The 16,344-nt window shown below is 70.6% G+C and carries 14 protein-coding genes and 1 tRNA gene; 1 reads left to right on the top strand and 14 read right to left on the bottom strand.

The window, feature by feature from the left end:
* Window positions 1-15 precede the first annotated feature (15 nt).
* From DRV96_RS01855 to DRV96_RS01845, 3 genes are all read right to left on the bottom strand, one after another.
* Window positions 16-339, bottom strand: coding sequence for a PspC domain-containing protein (locus tag DRV96_RS01855; RefSeq protein WP_119287065.1), 324 nt, complete (start codon window positions 337-339; stop codon window positions 16-18).
* Window positions 340-367: 28 nt separating this feature from the next.
* The gene (gene odhB, locus DRV96_RS01850; RefSeq protein ID WP_119287063.1) at window positions 368-1,642 is read right to left on the bottom strand and encodes a 2-oxoglutarate dehydrogenase complex dihydrolipoyllysine-residue succinyltransferase; all 1,275 of its coding nucleotides are present in this window, start codon (window positions 1,640-1,642) and stop codon (window positions 368-370) included.
* 140 nt (window positions 1,643-1,782) lie between these two features.
* The gene (locus tag DRV96_RS01845) at window positions 1,783-4,641 is read right to left on the bottom strand and encodes a 2-oxoglutarate dehydrogenase E1 component (RefSeq protein ID WP_119287060.1); all 2,859 of its coding nucleotides are present in this window, start codon (window positions 4,639-4,641) and stop codon (window positions 1,783-1,785) included.
* A 265-nt stretch (window positions 4,642-4,906) separates the two neighbouring features.
* On the opposite strand from DRV96_RS01845, the gene DRV96_RS01840 reads away from it, so the two are divergent.
* Window positions 4,907-5,224: a hypothetical protein gene (locus tag DRV96_RS01840; protein ID WP_419187030.1), complete on the top strand. Its 318-nt coding sequence runs from the start codon at window positions 4,907-4,909 to the stop codon at window positions 5,222-5,224.
* Between the two features lie 7 nt (window positions 5,225-5,231).
* On the opposite strand, the gene DRV96_RS01835 is transcribed toward DRV96_RS01840, so the two are convergent.
* From DRV96_RS01835 to DRV96_RS01785, 11 genes are all read right to left on the bottom strand, one after another.
* Window positions 5,232-6,188 (bottom strand): NAD(P)H-dependent flavin oxidoreductase, encoded by a 957-nt coding sequence (locus tag DRV96_RS01835; RefSeq protein ID WP_119287058.1) that lies wholly within the window; start codon window positions 6,186-6,188, stop codon window positions 5,232-5,234.
* Window positions 6,189-6,208: 20 nt separating this feature from the next.
* Window positions 6,209-7,999 (bottom strand): acyl-CoA dehydrogenase, encoded by a 1,791-nt coding sequence (locus DRV96_RS01830; RefSeq protein WP_119287056.1) that lies wholly within the window; start codon window positions 7,997-7,999, stop codon window positions 6,209-6,211.
* A gap of 61 nt (window positions 8,000-8,060) precedes the next feature.
* Entirely contained in the window at window positions 8,061-8,993 is a 933-nt protein-coding gene (locus DRV96_RS01825) for an electron transfer flavoprotein subunit alpha/FixB family protein (protein ID WP_119287054.1), read from the bottom strand.
* A 147-nt stretch (window positions 8,994-9,140) separates the two neighbouring features.
* Complete coding sequence (locus tag DRV96_RS01820; protein ID WP_119287052.1) at window positions 9,141-9,890, bottom strand: electron transfer flavoprotein subunit beta/FixA family protein; 750 nt, start codon at window positions 9,888-9,890, stop codon at window positions 9,141-9,143.
* Window positions 9,891-10,025: 135 nt separating this feature from the next.
* On the bottom strand, window positions 10,026-11,321 hold the full coding sequence (locus DRV96_RS01815; RefSeq protein ID WP_119287050.1) for an MFS transporter: 1,296 nt from the start codon (window positions 11,319-11,321) through the stop codon (window positions 10,026-10,028).
* Between the two features lie 86 nt (window positions 11,322-11,407).
* A tRNA-Leu gene (locus tag DRV96_RS01810) sits at window positions 11,408-11,494 on the bottom strand.
* A 31-nt stretch (window positions 11,495-11,525) separates the two neighbouring features.
* Window positions 11,526-12,533 carry a Bug family tripartite tricarboxylate transporter substrate binding protein gene (locus tag DRV96_RS01805; RefSeq protein ID WP_119287047.1) on the bottom strand — a complete coding sequence of 336 codons (1,008 nt, stop codon included), beginning with the start codon at window positions 12,531-12,533 and terminating at the stop codon, window positions 11,526-11,528.
* Window positions 12,530-13,375, bottom strand: a complete 846-nt coding sequence (locus DRV96_RS01800; RefSeq protein ID WP_210756953.1) for an ABC transporter permease — start codon at window positions 13,373-13,375, stop codon at window positions 12,530-12,532. Before DRV96_RS01800 ends, DRV96_RS01805 begins: the two co-directional genes overlap by 4 nt.
* Window positions 13,376-13,392: 17 nt before the next feature.
* A complete protein-coding gene (locus DRV96_RS01795; RefSeq protein WP_235823243.1) occupies window positions 13,393-14,556 on the bottom strand; it encodes a type 1 periplasmic-binding domain-containing protein in 1,164 nt (387 codons plus the stop codon).
* Between the two features lie 5 nt (window positions 14,557-14,561).
* Window positions 14,562-15,551 carry a PQQ-dependent catabolism-associated beta-propeller protein gene (locus tag DRV96_RS01790; protein ID WP_119287045.1) on the bottom strand — a complete coding sequence of 330 codons (990 nt, stop codon included), beginning with the start codon at window positions 15,549-15,551 and terminating at the stop codon, window positions 14,562-14,564.
* Window positions 15,548-16,312, bottom strand: coding sequence for an ABC transporter ATP-binding protein (locus DRV96_RS01785; RefSeq protein WP_119287043.1), 765 nt, complete (start codon window positions 16,310-16,312; stop codon window positions 15,548-15,550). The genes DRV96_RS01790 and DRV96_RS01785 overlap by 4 nt, the downstream gene beginning before the upstream one ends.
* Window positions 16,313-16,344: the final 32 nt, after the last annotated feature.

The raw sequence follows: 16,344 nt of genomic DNA, 5'->3' as shown, positions 1-16,344 counted from the left end.
TCAGGAGTGGGTGGATCAGGCCTCGGGGGGCACGAAGATCCACAGCAGCAGGTAGAGGACGACGCCGGCGCCGCCGGCCATCGCCAGCAGCGCGAACAGCAGGCGCCAGATCCACGAATCGACGCCGGTGGCGATCGCCAGCCCGCCGCACACGCCGCCGAGCCACTTGTCGGTGCGGTTGCGGCGCAGCGCATTGAAGGCCTGCACTGCGGGCGGCGGTGGTGGCGGCGACGGGGGCGCGTCGAGCAGGCGCGCCTTCGCGCGCGCGAACTCGTCGTCGCTGAGCGCGCCGCTGGCGTGCAGCTGCTCGAGCTTGGCGAGTTCGTCGGCGAGGCTCATGCGGGGCGTCGGACGCGGGGCGTGACGATCAGATGTCGAACAGCAGGCGCGCCGGGTCCTCCAGCGCCTCCTTCATCGCCACCAGACCGAGCACGGCCTCGCGGCCGTCGATGATGCGGTGGTCGTACGACATCGCGAGGTAGTTGATCGGGCGGATCACGATCTGCCCGTTCTCGACCACCGGCCGCTCCTTCGTCGCGTGCACGCCGAGGATCGCGCTTTGCGGCGGGTTGATGATCGGCGTGCTGAGCATGCTGCCGAACACGCCGCCGTTGCTGATCGAGAACGTGCCGCCGGTCAGTTCCTCGATGCCGAGCTTGCCGTCCTTGGCCTTGACGCCGAACTCGGCGATCTTCTTCTCGATCTCGGCGAACGTCATCTGGTCGGCGTTGCGCAGGATCGGCACCACCAGCCCGCGCGGGCTGCCCACCGCGATGCCGATGTCGAAGTAGCCGTGATAGACGATGTCGGTGCCGTCGACCGACGCGTTGAGGATCGGGTACTTCTTCAGCGCGTGCACCGCGGCCTTGACGAAGAAGCTCATGAAGCCGAGCTTGACGCCGTGCTCCTTCTCGAACTTCTCCTGGAAGCGCTTGCGCATCTCCATCACCGGGGCCATGTTGACCTCGTTGAAGGTGGTCAGGATCGCGTTCGTGGCCTGCGACTGCAGCAGGCGCTCGGCCACGCGCGCGCGCAGGCGCGTCATCGGCACGCGCTGCTCGGGGCGGTCGCCCAGGTTCAGCCTGACCGGCGCGGCCACCGGCGGCAGCGGCTTTGCTGCGGCCGCCGGGACCGTCACGGCGGCGGGCACCGGCGCGGCCGGCTTGGCCGGTACGGCCAGCGTGCCGAGGACGTCGCCCTTGGTCACGCGGCCGTCCTTGCCGGTGCCGGGCACCGAGCCGGGTGCAAGGCCGTGGTCGGCCATCAGCTTGGCGGCCGCGGGCATCGCGACGCCGGTCTTGGCGCCGGCCGCGGCGACCGGCGCGGGCGACGGGGCGGGCGAAGGCGCCACCGCCTCGGCAGGCGCGGGCGCGGGCGCAGGCGCCGCGACGCCGGCGACGGCCTCGGTGTCGATGCGCGCGATCACCTGGTCGCTGACGACGGTGCCGCCGTCGCCGACGACGATCTCGGCCAGCACGCCGGCAGCCGGCGCGGGCACCTCGAGCACGACCTTGTCGGTCTCGATCTCGATGAGGATCTCGTCCATCGCCACGGCCTCGCCGGGCTTCTTCTTCCACTGCAGCAGCGTGGCCTCGGCCACCGATTCCGACAGCTGCGGAACCTTCACTTCAACGATTGCCATGTTGGTCTTTCTGGGTATGACGCGCGCCCGTCAAGCGGCCGCCGCCGATCCGGCCGGGCCGGTCCGCCGGCGGCGCCCCCCAAGACCCGAAGGTCCCCTTCGTGACCCGGGGGAGCGCCGAAGGCGCTTCGGGGGTGGTCTTACTTCGTCAGCACGAAGCCCTTGATCTTGCCGAAGGCCTGGTCGAGCAGTGCCTTCTGCTGCTCCTGGTGCAGGTGTGCATAGCCCACCGCCGGCGACGCCGACGCGGGCCGCCCGGCGTAGCCGAGCTTCTGGCCGTCGAGCATGTTCTCGTGGATGTAGTGCTGCACGAAGAACCACGCGCCCTGGTTCTGCGGCTCGTCCTGGCACCAGATGACTTCGGTGGCGTTCGGATACTTCTTCATCTCGGTCGCGAACGCCTTGTGCGGGAACGGGTACAGCTGCGCGACGCGCAGGATCGCGACGTCGTCGGCGCTCTTCTCGGCGCGCTTGCGCGCGAGGTCGAAGTACACCTTGCCCGAGCAGACGATCACGCGCTTGACCTTGGCCGCCACGATGTCGGCGTCGACCTCGGGCATCACGGTGCGGAACTCGCCCTTCGCGAACTCCGACAGCGGCGAGGTCGCGTCCTTCGCGCGCAGCAGCGACTTGGGCGTGAAGATGATCAGCGGCTTGCGGAACTGGCGCACCATCTGCCGGCGCAGCAGGTGGAAGATCTGAGACGCCGTCGTCGGCTGGCAGATCTGGATGTTGTTGTCCGCGGCCAGCTGCATGAAGCGCTCGAGGCGCGCCGAGCTGTGCTCGGGGCCTTGACCTTCGTAGCCGTGCGGCAGCATCAGCACTAGTCCGTTGGCGCGGCCCCACTTGACCTCTCCGCTGGCGATGAACTGGTCGATCACGACCTGCGCGCCATTGGCAAAGTCGCCGAACTGTGCTTCCCAGATCGTCAGCGTGTTCGGGTCGGCCGACGCATAGCCGTACTCGAAGCCGAGCACCGCCTCTTCCGACAGGATCGAGTCGATGACGGTGAACTGGGCCTGGCCCTCGGCGACGTTCTGCAGCGGGATGTAGGTGCCCTCGTCCCACTTCTCGCGGTTCTGGTCGTGCAGCACGGCGTGACGGTGCACGAAGGTGCCGCGCCCGGAGTCCTCGCCCGACAGCCGCACCGCGTAGCCGCTGGCCACCAGCGACGCGAACGCCAGGTGCTCGCCCATGCCCCAGTCGACGTTGATCTCGCCGCGGCCCATCGCGGCACGGTCGGCCAGCACCTTCTCGACCAGCGGGTGCAGCTTGAAGTTGGGCGGCACCGTCGTGATGCGTTCGGCCAGGCGCTTGAGCTCGGCGAGCGGCAGCGCGGTGTCGGCAGCGTCGGTCCACTTCTTGCCGAGGAACGGCGTCCAGTCGACCGCGTACTTGCTCTTGAAGTTGGTTAGCACCGGGTCGACGGTGTGGCGCCCGGCGTCCATCGCGGCGCGGTAGGCCTTGGCCATCTCGTCGGGCCCGTCGGGCGGCAGCACGCCCTGCAGCACGAGCTTGTCGCCGTACAGCTTGCGCGTGCCCGGATGCTTGGCGATCTTCTTGTACATCAGCGGCTGCGTCAGGCTCGGCGTGTCCTGCTCGTTGTGGCCGAGCTTGCGGAAGCACACGATGTCGACGACGACGTCCTTCTTGAACTGCTGGCGGTAGTCCATCGCCAGCTGGGTGCAGAACACCACCGCCTCCGGGTCGTCGCCGTTGACGTGCAGCACCGGCGCTTCGATCATCTTGACGACGTCGGTACAGTACAGCGTCGAGCGGCTGTCGCGCGGGTCGCTCGTCGTGAAGCCGATCTGGTTGTTGATGACGATGTGCACCGTGCCGCCGGTGTAGTAGCCGCGCGTCTGCGCGAGCGCCAGCGTCTCCATCACGACGCCCTGGCCGGCGAACGCGGCGTCGCCGTGCACCAGCACCGGCAGCACGAGCTTGCCTTCCTTGTCGCCGCGGCGGTCCTGGCGCGCACGCACCGAGCCCTCGACGACCGGGTTGACGATCTCGAGGTGCGACGGGTTGAACGCCAGGCTCAGGTGCACCGGCCCGCCGGGCGTCGAGACGTCGCTCGAAAAGCCCTGGTGGTACTTGACGTCGCCGGCAGGCAGGTTCTCGGGCGCGGTGTGCTCGAACTCGGCGAACAGGTCCTTGGGCATCTTGCCCAGCGTGTTGACGAGCACGTTCAGCCGGCCGCGGTGCGCCATGCCGATGACGATCTCCTGCACGCCCTGCTCGCCGGCACGCTGCACCAGCTCGTCCATCGCGGCGATGAAGCTCTCGCCGCCCTCGAGCGAGAAGCGCTTCTGGCCGACGTACTTGGTGTGCAGGTAGCGCTCGAGGCCCTCGGCGGCCGTCAGCCGCTCGAGGATGTGCTTCTTCTTGTCGGCGGTGAAGGTGGGCTTGCTGCGGGTGCTCTCCAGGCGCTCCTGCCACCAGCGCTTCTCGGCCGGGTCGGTGATGTGCATGAACTCGGCACCGACGGTGCCGCAGTACGTGTCACGCAGGGCCTGCACGATCTCGCGCAGCGTCATCTCCTCGGCCTTGGTGAAGTACGTGTTCGTCGCGCTGAACGCGAGGTCCATGTCGGCCTCGGTCAGGTCGTAGAACGCGGGCTCCAGCTCGGGGATCTTCGGGCGCTCCTGGCGCTTGAGCGGGTCGAGGTCGGCCCAGCGGCTGCCGAGGAAGCGGTACGCGGCGATCAGGCTCTGGACGTGGACCTGCTTGCGCGCGATCGCCAGGTCGGCGCTCGACGTCTTGACGGCGAACGCATTGGCCTTGGCCCGCTGCGCGAACGACTCGATGACGGGGGCGTGGGCGACGTCGCGCGCCTCGCTGCCGTCGACCGCCGGCACGTGCTGCAGGTTGTCGAAATAGGCGCGCCAGTTGTCGGGCACGCTGCCGGGGTTGTCGAGGTACGCCTCGTACAGCTCCTCGACGTAGGGGGCGTTGCCGCCGAACAGGTACGAGTTCGCCCTGAATTGTTCCATCATCGCTCGCTCACCTTTCGCCCCGGTTTCCAGGGCTCCGATGGGTTGTCAAACCTTCCGCGACCCGGCTGCACCGGTTGGCGGATTGCGACCCGCCTTGCTGCTTGTCTCGCACCAGGCCAGCGCCTGGACCAGCAAGGGGACGGGAAGGACCTCACATCACGGGCGCGACTGTACTCTCGTTTTCACCACCCGTGCCGCGATTTGACATGGCGAACCCTTCCGATTCGCTGACACGCGCGGCGCCATGTGGCGTCCAATCCACGCCGTGGTGACTTCTCGCGTGATCCTGCTGCACCCGCTCGCGCCACCGAAGCCGCCGCCCGGCGCCGCGTGCAACGGCTGCGGCGTGTGCTGCGCGGCCGAGCCGTGCCCGCTGGGCATCGCGCTGACGCGCAGACGCCGCGGCGCCTGCGCCGCGCTGCGCTGGGACGACGCGCAGGCGCGCTACCGCTGCGGCGGGCTCGCCGACGCCACGCTGCGCGTGCCGCGCTGGGCCGCGCCGGCCGCGCGGGCGCTGGCCGCGCGCTGGATCGCCGCCGGCGCGGGCTGCGACAGCGACCTCGTGCCGCAGCCGTCGCGCTGAACGCGCGTCAGCGCAGCGCCAGCCGCGCGCGGGCGGCGTCGTATTCGCGCTTCAGGCGCGCGACCAGCTCGCGCGCCGGCACGACGGCGTGCACCGCGCCGATGCCCTGGCCGCAGCCCCAGATGTCCTTCCACGCCTTCGCGGCACCGCCGCTGGCGAAGTTCATCGTGCTGACGTCGCCCTCGGGCAGGTGGTCCGGGTCCATGCCGGCGGCGCGGATCGACGGCTTCAGGTAGTTGCCGTGCACGCCGGTGAACAGGCTCGAGTAGACGATGTCGTCGCTCGTGCAGTCGACGATGCACTGCTTGTATGCGTCGGAGGCGCGCGCCTCGTCGGTGGCGATGAAGGCCGAGCCGATGTAGGCGAAGTCGGCGCCCATCGCCTGCGCCGCCAGCACCGCGCCGCCGGTGGCGATCGCGCCCGACAGCGCGAGCGGGCCGTCGAACCACTCGCGGATCTCCTGCACCAGCGCGAACGGGCTCTTGGTGCCGGCGTGGCCGCCGGCACCGGCGGCCACGGCGATCAGCCCGTCGGCGCCCTTGTCGACGGCCTTGTGCGCGAACGTGTTGTTGATGACGTCGTGCAGCACGATGCCGCCCCAGGCGTGCACCGCGTCGTTGACGTCGGTGCGCGCGCCGAGGCTCGTGATCACGATCGGCACCTTGTACTTCGCGCACACCTGCATGTCGTGCTCGAGGCGGTCGTTGCTCTTGTGCACGATCTGGTTGATCGCGAACGGCGCGGCCGGGCGGTCCGGGTGGTCGCGGTTCCACGCCGCCAGGCCTTCCGTGATCTCGGCCAGCCACTCGTCGAGCTGCGACGCGGGCCGCGCGTTGAGCGCCGGCATCGAGCCGACGACGCCCGCGGTGCACTGCGCGATGACGAGCTTCGGGTTGCTGATGATGAACAGCGGCGCGCCGATGACCGGCAGCGTCAGGTTGGCGAACACGGCAGGCAGGGTCAATGCGGTCTCCCGGGGTGGATTCAGAAGGCGTCGAGCGCCATCGCCGTGACGCCCTCGGCGCCTTCGATGATGCTGTCGCGCAGGCCCGGCACCTTGCTCAGGATGTGGTCGGCGTAGAAGCGCGCCGTCGTGACCTTGGCCTGCATGAACGCGGTGTCGTCGCCGGCCGCGAGCTTGCGCTCGGCCGCGAGCAGCGCGCGCGCCATCTGCCAGCCGGCCATCACGTTGCCGGCGAGCATCAGGTACGGCACCGAACCGGCGAACGCGGCGTTGGGGTTCGTCTTCGTGTTCGCGACGATGTAGTCGACGACCTCGACGAAGGCCGCGCGTGCTGCCGCCAGCCGCTTGCGCATTGCCGCCGCGGCCGCGCCGCCGTGCCGCGCGAGCTCGCCCTCGGTGGCTTCGATCTGCGCGGCGATCGCCTTGGCCGTCGCGCCGCCATCGCGCGCCGTCTTGCGGCCGACGAGGTCGTTGGCCTGGATCGCCGTCGTGCCCTCGTAGATCGTCAAGATCTTGGCGTCGCGCAGGTACTGCGCCGCGCCCGTCTCCTCGATGAAGCCCATGCCGCCGTGCACCTGCACGCCGAGCGAGGCGACCTCGAGGCTCATCTCGGTGCTGTAGCCCTTCACGAGCGGCACCATGAACTCATAGAAGGCTTGGTTGCTCGCGCGCACGGCGGCGTCCGGGTGCGCGTGCGCGGCGTCGTAGGCGGCGGCCGCGACGGCCGCCATCGCGCGGCAGCCCTCGGTGTAGGCGCGCATCGTCATCAGCATGCGCCGCACGTCGGGGTGATGCAGGATCGGCCCGGCCTTGGGCAGCGAGCCGTCGACCGGCCGGCCCTGCACGCGCTCGCGCGCGTAGGCCACCGCCTTCTGGTACGCGCGCTCGGCCAGCGCAATGCCCTGCACGCCGACCGCGTAGCGCGCGGCATTCATCATGATGAACATGTACTCGAGGCCGCGGTTCTCCTGGCCGACGAGGTAGCCCACCGCGCCGCCATGGTCGCCGTACTGCAGCACCGCGGTCGGGCTTGCCTTGATGCCCAGCTTGTGCTCGATGCTGACGCAGTGCACGTCGTTGCGCGCGCCGAGGCTGCCGTCGGCGTTGACAAGGAACTTGGGCACGATGAACAGGCTGATGCCTTTGACGCCCTCGGGCGCGCCGGTGACGCGCGCGAGCACGAGGTGGACGATGTTCTCGGCCATGTCGTGCTCGCCATACGTGATGAAGATCTTCGTGCCGAAGATCCGGTAGGTGCCGTCGGGCTGCGGCTCGGCGCGCGTGCGCACCGCGGCGAGGTCGCTGCCGGCCTGCGGCTCGGTCAGGTTCATCGTGCCGGTCCAGCGGCCTTCGATCATCGGCGGGATGTACGTGGCCTTCTGGGCGTCGCTGCCGGCGGTCAGCAGCGCCTCGATCGCGCCGTCGGTCAGCAGCGGGCACAGCGCGAAGCTGAGGTTGGCGCTGTTGAGCATCTCGCCGCAGGCCGCACCGATCGTCTTCGGCAGCCCCTGCCCGCCGAATTCGACCGGGTGCTGCAGGCCCTGCCAGCCGCCTTCGACGAACTGGCGGAACGCCTCCTTGAAGCCGGGTGTGGTCGTCACCACGCCGTCCTTCCACGACGACGGGTTGCGGTCGCCCTCCCAGTTCAGCGGCGCGATGACGCCTTCGTTGAGCTTGGCGCACTCCTCGAGCACGGCCTGCGCCGTCTCGGCGGTGGCCTCCTCGAAACCGGGCAGCTGCGCGACTTGTGCGAGTCCGGCCAGTTCGGTCATCGCGAACAGCATGTCCTTGACGGGGGCGCGGTAAGTCATGGGGCACTCCGGATGCACGGCGGGGGCGCCACCGGCGCCCCCGCCGCGGGGTGGATGGGGGTCAGAGCTTCTCGACCAGCTCCGGCACGGCGGTGAACAGGTCGGCCTCGAGGCCGTAGTCGGCCACCGCGAAGATCGGCGCCTCGGGGTCCTTGTTGATCGCCACGATCACCTTGCTGTCCTTCATCCCCGCCAGGTGCTGGATCGCCCCGCTGATGCCGCACGCGATGTACAGCTGCGGCGCCACGATCTTGCCCGTCTGCCCGACCTGCCAGTCGTTCGGCGCGTAGCCCGCATCGACCGCCGCACGGCTCGCCCCCAGCGCCGCACCGAGCTTGTCCGCCAGCGGCGTGAGCACCTCGGTGAACTTCTCGGCGCTGCCCAGCGCGCGCCCCCCGCTGACGATGATCTTGGCTGCCGTCAGCTCCGGGCGGTCGAGCTTGGCGATCTCGCTGCCCAGCCACTGCGCCTTGTCGCTCGCGGCCACTGCGGGGATGCTCTCGACCGCCGCGCTGCCGCCTTCCGCCGGCGCCGCGTCGAAGCCGGTCGTGCGCACCGTGAGGACCTTCACCGCATCGGTGGACTGTACCGTGGCGATCGCGTTGCCCGCGTAGATCGGCCGCTCGAACGTGTCGGCGCTGACGACCTTGCTCACATCGCTGACCTGCGCGACGTCGAGCAGCGCGGCCACGCGCGGCGCGACGTTCTTGCCCGCCGCGGTGGCCGGGAAGAGGATGTGGCTGTAGCCCGCGGCCACCGCCAGCACCTGCGCGGCGAGGTTCTCGGCCAGCCCGTGGGCGTGGGCCTCTCCGTCGGCGTGCAGCACCTTGGCCACGCCGCCGATGCGCGCGGCGGCCTGCGCGGCGGCGCCAGCCTGGTGGCCGGCCACCAGCACGTGCACCTCGGCGCCGCACTGGCGCGCGGCGGTCACGGTGTTCAGCGTCGCGCCCTTGATCGAGGCGTGGTCGTGTTCGGCAATGACGAGTACAGGCATTTCAGTCTTCTCCGGCGCCCCTGGGGCACCTGACATGCATGGATCGTAGGCTTTCCAGCGGACGCCGCGGATGCGGCTTCGCCGCTGCGCTGGCGTCGCCCCCTCGAGGGGGAGCGGCGCCAGCCGCTTCGGGGGTGGTCCCGTCCTTCAGATCACCTTGGCTTCGTTCTTCAGTTTGTCGACCAGCGTCGCGACGTCGGGCACCTTGATGCCCGCGCCGCGCTTGGGCGGCTCGGCCACCTTGAGCGTCTTCAGCCGCGGCGTCACGTCCACGCCCAGATCCGCCGGCTTGACCACGTCCAGCGGCTTCTTCTTGGCCTTCATGATGTTGGGCAGCGTCACGTAGCGCGGCTCGTTGAGCCGCAGGTCGGTCGTGATCACCGCCGGCAGCGCGAGCCGCACCGTCTCCAGCCCGCCGTCGACTTCGCGCGTGACCTTGACCGCCTGCCCGTCGACCTCGACCTTGCTCGCGAACGTGCCCTGCGGCCAGCCGGCCAGCGCCGCGAGCATCTGCCCGGTCTGGTTGCTGTCGTCGTCGATGGCCTGCTTGCCCAGGATCACCAGCGCCGGCTGCTCGCGCTCCACCAGCGCCTTGAGCAGCTTGGCCACCGCCAGCGGCTGCAGCTCGACGTCGGTCTCCACCAGGATCGCGCGGTCGGCGCCGATGGCCATCGCCGTGCGCAGCGTCTCCTGGCACTGCGCCACCCCGCACGACACCGCCACCACCTCGCTGGCCGCGCCCTTCTCCCTGAGCCGCACCGCCTCCTCGACGGCAATCTCGTCGAACGGGTTCATGCTCATCTTGACGTTGGCGATGTCCACACCGCTGCCGTCGGACTTCACCCGCGCCTTCACGTTGTAGTCGACCACCCGCTTGACGGGGACGAGGATCTTCATGCGGCAATGCTCCTGCGTGGATGGCTGTCGTGGGGCCGCCGATTCTAGGAGCCGGCGTCCAGAGCCACCCCAAAATCGAACGATCGTGCTATTTTGACATCACCGGCGGGCGCGGTCCAGACCGCACTGCGCACTTCAGCCCTGCGCGGCAGCGATGCCCCGGCGCACGTCGACGAACGCGAGCAGCACCAGCCCGGCGACGAAGAACAGACCGGTGGACACGATCGCGAGCCGGTGGTTGCCGTCGGTCAGCAGCGTCACGAGCCCGTAGGTCATCGGCCCGAGGATCGCCGACAGGCGGATCGCGAAGGTCCACAGACCGAAGAACTCGGCGCGCCGCAGCGCCGGCGACAGCGCGCCGGCGAGCGCGCGCCCGGCCGACTGGCTCGAGCCCATGCACAGCCCCGCGATCACCGCCGGCACCCAGAACAGCGCGGGGCCGGTGGCCGCCCAGGCGAGCAGCGTCATCGCGATCCAGCCGACGAGCGTCACCGCCAGTGCCGGGCGGTGACCGATGCGGTCCTGCACGTAGCCCCACGCGAACGCGCCCGCCGCCGCGGCGACGTTGACGAGGAAGATCAGCATCATCGTCTGCTGCTGCTCGAAGCGCAGCACCTGCTCGGCATATACCGCCGCGAGCGCGACGACGACCGAGATCCCGGCCTGATACGCCACCGCGCAGGCGAGCAGCGCCGTGAAGTCGCGGAAGCGCCGGGCCTCGTGCCACGTGCGCGCCAGCCGCTCGAGCGAGGCACGCAAGCCGGTCTCGCTGGCCGGCTGCGCCTGCGGCAGCGCGCGCTCCTTCAGCAGCGCGAACGTGGCCAGCGACGCCAGCGCGAACACGCCGGCCGTGATCAGCATCGTCACCGGCACGAAGTGCGAGGCCGGCCGCCCCTGCCCCTGCGCCCAGATCACGTACGCCAGGCTCAGCCCCAGCGTGAGCATGCCGCCGAAGTAGCCGAAGCTCCAGCCCCAGCCCGAAACGCGGCCGAGGCTGTCCTCGCGCGCCAGTTCGGGCAGGAAGGCCGCGATCAGCGACTCGCCGTAGGTGTAGAAGACGTTCGACAGCACGACGGCCACCACGGCCCACGCGACGTCGCCGGGGCCGGCGCCGGCGAGCGCGGCCGTCGTCGCGACGCAGCCGATCGTCGACAGCGCGAGCAGCCGCTTCTTCGCCGCGCGCAAGTCGGCGTAAGCGCCGATCGCCGGCATCGTCGCCATCACGATCAGGCTCGACACCGCGAGCGCGCTCGTCCACGCGAAGGTCGCCCACGACGCGCCGCCGGCCACGCCGCCGACGAAATAGGCGCTGAACACCGCCGTCAGGACGACCGTCGTGTAGCCCGAGTTGGCGAAGTCGTACATCGCCCACCCGAACACCTCGCGCTTGCGCACGCCGTCGTTGAGCGCGTCCTGGGAGAAGAGCGGCATGCGACCTCGTTCGGCGGCGAACCCGCCGCACGCCGGGCGGGCCGCAGCCGATGGCTCGTCGAAGAACCTCGCGCGACGGCGAGGGGTGGTGCCCGGAACGGGACTCGAACCCGTATGCCCGTGAGGGCCGCGGATTTTAAGTCCGCTGCGTCTGCCGATTCCGCCACCCGGGCCGCGGGCTGCGCTGCGATTATCGGCAGCGCCTCACGGTCCGCTGCGGCGCGCTAGCCCGAGGCGCTCGACGATCTCGCGCTCCTTCTCGTACATCTCGCGGCACTGGCGCGCGTAGTCCGCCGGCCCGAGGTAGTCCGGCTCCTGGTCGTACTTGGCGAGCTCCTGCACGAACTGCGGATCGAACATCGCCTTCTTGAACGCGTCGTGCAGGATCTCGACGATCGCCGGCGGCAGACCCCGGGGGCCAGCCAGTCCGTACGGCGACTGCGCGACGATGTCGAAGCCGAGCTCGCGCAGCGTCGGCACGCGCGGCCAGCGCTGCGATCGCTGCGCGCTCAGCAGCACCAGCAGGCGCAGGCGCCCGCTGTCGACCATCGGCCCGAATCCGGTCGAGCCGACGCCGGCCATCACCTGCCCGGACGCCACCGCGTTGACCTGCTCGGCCACGCCCTTGTACGGCACGTGGATGTACTTCAGCCCGCGCGCGGTGAACAGCTCCTCGAGCACGACGTGCGGCGAGGTGCCGACGCCGTTGGTCGCGATCGACAGCTCGCCCGGGCGCTCGCGCGCGAAGTCGAACAGGTCGTTGAGGCTGCGAAAGCGGCTCGACTCGGCGACCAGCACGCCGAACGTGACACCCGAGATCTGGATGATCGGCGTCGTGTCGCGGATCGGGTCCCACGTGACGCGCTGCGCGTGCACGGCGCGGAACACCGTCTGCGGCAGCTGCGAGATCGTGTAGCCGTCGGGCTCGGCGGTCTGCAGGATCGGCATCGTCAGCGTGCCGCCCGCGCCGCCGCGGTTCTCGACGACGACGCGCTGGCCGAGCGTGCGCGACGCCAGGTCCGCGAGCACGCGCATCGACAGGTCGGTGGCGCCACCGGCCGCCCACGGCACCCACAGCGTGATCGGCCGCGACGGGAAGTCGCGCGCCGCGAGCGCGCCAAGCGGCCGCAACAGCCCGCTCGCGCCGATAGCCGCCGCGACGCCGGCGCGCAGCGCGCCGCGGCGTGAGGTGGACACCGGGTCACCGTTCATGCAGCGCCCCCGCGCTTGGTCAGGCCACCGAAGCCGCGCTGCGGGTCGTAGCCCCAGCAGGCCAGCGCGAAGAACACGACGAGGCAGCCGAGCACGATCCACGGCGCCCAGCCCGGGTCCTTGCCGTAGATCGCGAAGCGGATCCACTCGATCGCGTGCGTGAAGGGGTTGAAGCGCGCGACCTGATAGACCCACTCGGCGCCCGATTCCTGCAGCTTCCACAGCGGGTACAGCGCCGTCGACAGGAAGTACATCGGGAAGATGACGAAGTTCATCGTGCCGGCGAAGTTCTCCAGCTGCTTGATGTGCACGCTCAGCAGCAGGCCGAGCGCGCCGAGCATCAGTGCGCCGGCCACGACGGCCGCGAGCGCGTGCAGCGCGTGCCACGACGCGAGCGGCAGCGTCGTGCCGATCAGCGCGGCGACGACGACGAACGCCAGCGCCTGCAGCACCGACAGCACCGCGGTGGCGGTCAGCTTCGAGAACAGCAGCCACGGACGCGGCAGCGGCGCGGTCAGCAGCAGCCGCATCAGGCCCATCTCGCGGTCGTAGACCATCGCCAGGCTCGACTGCATGCCGTTGAACAGCAGCACCATACCGATCAGCCCGGGGGCGATGTAGACGTCGTACGGGATGTAGGTGTCGTACGGCTCGACGATCGCGACGCCGAACACGTTGCGGAATCCCGCCGCGAACACCGCGAGCCACAGCAGCGGGCGCACGAGGGCCGACACGAGGCGGCCCGTCTGCTGCGAGAACTTGAACAGCTCACGCAGCACGATCGCGCGCAGCGCCTGCAGCGCGTGCGGCACGCCGCGGCGCAGCGGCAGCGCGGCCGCCACGGGGGGTGCGGCGTCGCTCAGCGGCTGGCCTTGCACAGCTTCTCCGGCGCGTCGGCGCCCAGCGTGTCGAGCACGTTGCTCGGGTGCAGGACGCCGTCGACCGGCGCCTGCGCGATCACGCCCTGGCCGTCGGTGAGCAGCATCGTCTGGCGCAGCTGCCCGTCCCACGGGCGGAAATCCAGGTTCGTGCCCTTCGACCCGTCGAGCACGAGCTTGGGGATCTGCTGCGCGAACCCCGCTGCGGGCCCCTTCGGCGCCGCGACCGCGGCCGCGACGAGCGCCTTGCCCGCCATCCACGCCGTCCAGTCGTGCGCCGTCATCGGCCGGCGGTGCGCGCGCGCGAAGCGCCGCGAGACCTGCGGCGCGCCGAAGCGCTCGAACTGCGCGTGCCAAGCCAGCGCGACGAGGCCGGCATCACCGACCACCGGCCGCGGCAGCGACGTCTGGTACGGCAGCGTGCGCGCGAACTCGCCGTCGCTGTCGACGACCCACACCGCGTCGTAGGTCGCGCCGCCGGTCAGCAGCAGCGGGTTCGCGAGTTCGCGCTCGCGCGGATCGGCGGTGCGCTTGAACGGCCGGCTCGCGACCGTCTGCAGCCCGTAGCGCTTCATCGACGCCTGCACGGTGGCCGCGCGCTGCTCGTCCTGCGGCGTGCTGCCCACCAGCAGCAGCACCCGGGTCCACTTGCGTGCGACGAGGTACTGCGCGAGCGCGTCGCTGCGCATGCGCTCGCTGGGCATCAGGTGGAACAGGCGCGCGCGGCAGTCCTGCTGGCGCAGCCGGTCGGCCGCGTCGCTTAGGTTGAGCACCGGCAGCTTGACCGCGTCGGCGACGGCGAGCGTCCACGCGGTCGGCAGGTCGGTCAGCAGCACCGCAGCGCCGCCGCGCTCGGCCGCCGCGGCCGCGGCCTTCGCCGCGTCGGCGCCGGCCACCTCGACGGTGGCGAGGTCGACTGCAGCGCCCGCGGCGTCGAGCTCGAACTTGCCCTCGTCGAGAGCCACCTTCAGCGCGTCGATCGCTGGGCCGCCGGGGTGGCCCAGGTAGGCGCGCTCGACGCGCGAGCGCTCGAGGCGCGGGTCGTCCTGCGGCACGATCAGCGTGGCCTTCAGCGTCGCCGCCTGCGACAGCGTCGCCAGTGCCAGCAGCAGGGCCGGCACGACGACCGGCAGAAGGGGCCGCACGGCGTTCACTCGACGAGCACGACGCCGTACGGCACGCGGCCGACGGGAATGCTCTTGATCGCCTTGGCGCCGGCGACGTCGACGACGGTCACGTCGTCGCTCAGCCCGTTGACGACCCACAGCCGCTGCTCGGCCTTGTCGAGCGCGACGTTCCACGCCCGCTTGCCGACCAGCACCTGGTGCGTCACCTTGCGCGACGGCACGTCGACGAACGCCACGTGGTTGGCCTTGCCCAGGCCGACGAACGCGCGCTTGCCGTCGCGCGTCATCGTGATGCCCACCGGCGTGATGTCGGCCGCGCGCGCGCCCTTGACCTCGAACTTGATCGTGCCGATCACGTCGTGGCTGTCCGTCGAGACGATCGTCACGCTCGCGTCGAGCTCGTTGGTCACCCACAGCTCCTTGCCGTCGGGGGTGATCGCCATGCGGCGCGGACGCTTGCCGACCTTGACGTTCTTCACCACCTGGCCGGTGGCGGTGTCGATCACGTGCACCAGGCTCGCGACCTCGGAGGTCACGTAGACGCGCTTGCCATCCGCGCTGACCTTGACGCCCTCGGGCTCGTCGCCGACCTTGACCTTCTTGAGCACCTTGCCGCTGGCCGCGTCGACGAAGCTGGCCTCGCCGGCGTCCTCGTTCGAGACGTAGACCGTCTTGCCGTCGGGCGAGAGGTCGAACGCCTCGGGCTCGTCGCCGAGCGGGATGCGGCGCACCGACTTGTTCGTCGCCGGGTCGATCACGTCGGCGGCGTTGGAGTCGGTGCAGGCGACCCAGATCATGCCGTCGGCGCTTCGCTGCACGTGCCGTGCGCGCTTGCAGGTGGGGACCGTGCCCTTCACCGTCAGCGTCGCCATGTCGATCATCGTCAGCGCGTTGTCCTTCTCGCTCGACACGTACGCGGTCCCCTGGGCGAGGGCGGCAGTGGCCAGCAGTGCGGCGGCCAGCGCGCCGGCGAGTCGTAACAGCACGCGGGGGGTCGCGGCGGTGGATGTCATGTCGTGGTCTCCTTCGATGTGTCGTTGACGGAAGCCTCGCGCGCAGCCACCTGCGTGCGGGCGATGAACCCGGCTTCGAGCGTCGTACCGCCGAGCGTGGCCGTCACTTGCGGCGGCGTCCCGTCGGCCAGCAGGCGCCCCTGGTGCAGCACCAGCACGCGGTCGGCGCCGACCGCCTCCTCGACCAGGTGCGTCGCCCACAGCACACTCACGCCGCGCTCGCGCACGTCGGCGCGCAGCGCAGCGAGCAGGTCGCGGCGCGACTTCGGATCCAACCCGACGGTGGCCTCGTCCATCAGCAGCACCTGCGGTTGATGCAGGTTCGCGCGCGCGAGTTCGACCTTGCGCCGGTTGCCGCCGGAGAGTTCGCGGACCTTGCGGTCGAGATCGGGCTCGACGCCCAGCCGTGCGCACTCGGCCGCGATGCGCTCGTTCGCCACCGCGCGCGGCAGGCCGTGCAAGTCGGCCTGGAACAGCAGGTTGCGGCGGATGCTGAGGTCGAGGTCGAGCGACATCTGCTGGAACACGACGCCGATGTGACGCAGCGCCGCGACCGGTTCGCGCCGCAGCGAATGCCCGGCGACTTCGACGTCGCCCTCGTCGGCTGCGAACAGGCCCGTGAGCACCTGGAACAGCGTCGACTTGCCCGCCCCGTTGGGGCCGAGCAGCGCGACGAACTGCCCCGCCGGCACGGCGACGGACAGCGCCTGCAGCGCCACGCGCTGGCCGTAGCGTTTGGTGAGGCGGTCGATGCGAAGCATGGGCGAGCGATTCGGCGTGCGGGGGCGGACTT

The organism is Azohydromonas sediminis (genome assembly GCF_003574675.1).
Taxonomy (GTDB): domain Bacteria; phylum Pseudomonadota; class Gammaproteobacteria; order Burkholderiales; family Burkholderiaceae_C; genus Calidifontimicrobium; species Calidifontimicrobium sediminis.
The sequence above is the reverse complement of the archived record's forward strand: the minus strand, read 5'-3'. Positions and strand labels throughout refer to the sequence as shown.

What these genes read in the sequence shown, in the direction of transcription:
- DRV96_RS01855 (WP_119287065.1), bottom strand. Translation starts at nt 339, where the DNA reads ATGAGCCTCGCCGACGAACTCGCCAAGCTCGAGCAGCTGCACGCCAGC.
- odhB (WP_119287063.1), bottom strand. Translation starts at nt 1,642, where the DNA reads ATGGCAATCGTTGAAGTGAAGGTTCCGCAGCTGTCGGAATCGGTGGCC.
- DRV96_RS01845 (WP_119287060.1), bottom strand. Translation starts at nt 4,641, where the DNA reads ATGATGGAACAATTCAGGGCGAACTCGTACCTGTTCGGCGGCAACGCC.
- DRV96_RS01830 (WP_119287056.1), bottom strand. Translation starts at nt 7,999, where the DNA reads ATGACTTACCGCGCCCCCGTCAAGGACATGCTGTTCGCGATGACCGAA.
- DRV96_RS01825 (WP_119287054.1), bottom strand. Translation starts at nt 8,993, where the DNA reads ATGCCTGTACTCGTCATTGCCGAACACGACCACGCCTCGATCAAGGGC.
- DRV96_RS01820 (WP_119287052.1), bottom strand. Translation starts at nt 9,890, where the DNA reads ATGAAGATCCTCGTCCCCGTCAAGCGGGTGGTCGACTACAACGTGAAG.
- DRV96_RS01815 (WP_119287050.1), bottom strand. Translation starts at nt 11,321, where the DNA reads ATGCCGCTCTTCTCCCAGGACGCGCTCAACGACGGCGTGCGCAAGCGC.
- DRV96_RS01805 (WP_119287047.1), bottom strand. Translation starts at nt 12,533, where the DNA reads ATGAACGGTGACCCGGTGTCCACCTCACGCCGCGGCGCGCTGCGCGCC.
- DRV96_RS01790 (WP_119287045.1), bottom strand. Translation starts at nt 15,551, where the DNA reads ATGACATCCACCGCCGCGACCCCCCGCGTGCTGTTACGACTCGCCGGC.
- DRV96_RS01785 (WP_119287043.1), bottom strand. Translation starts at nt 16,312, where the DNA reads ATGCTTCGCATCGACCGCCTCACCAAACGCTACGGCCAGCGCGTGGCG.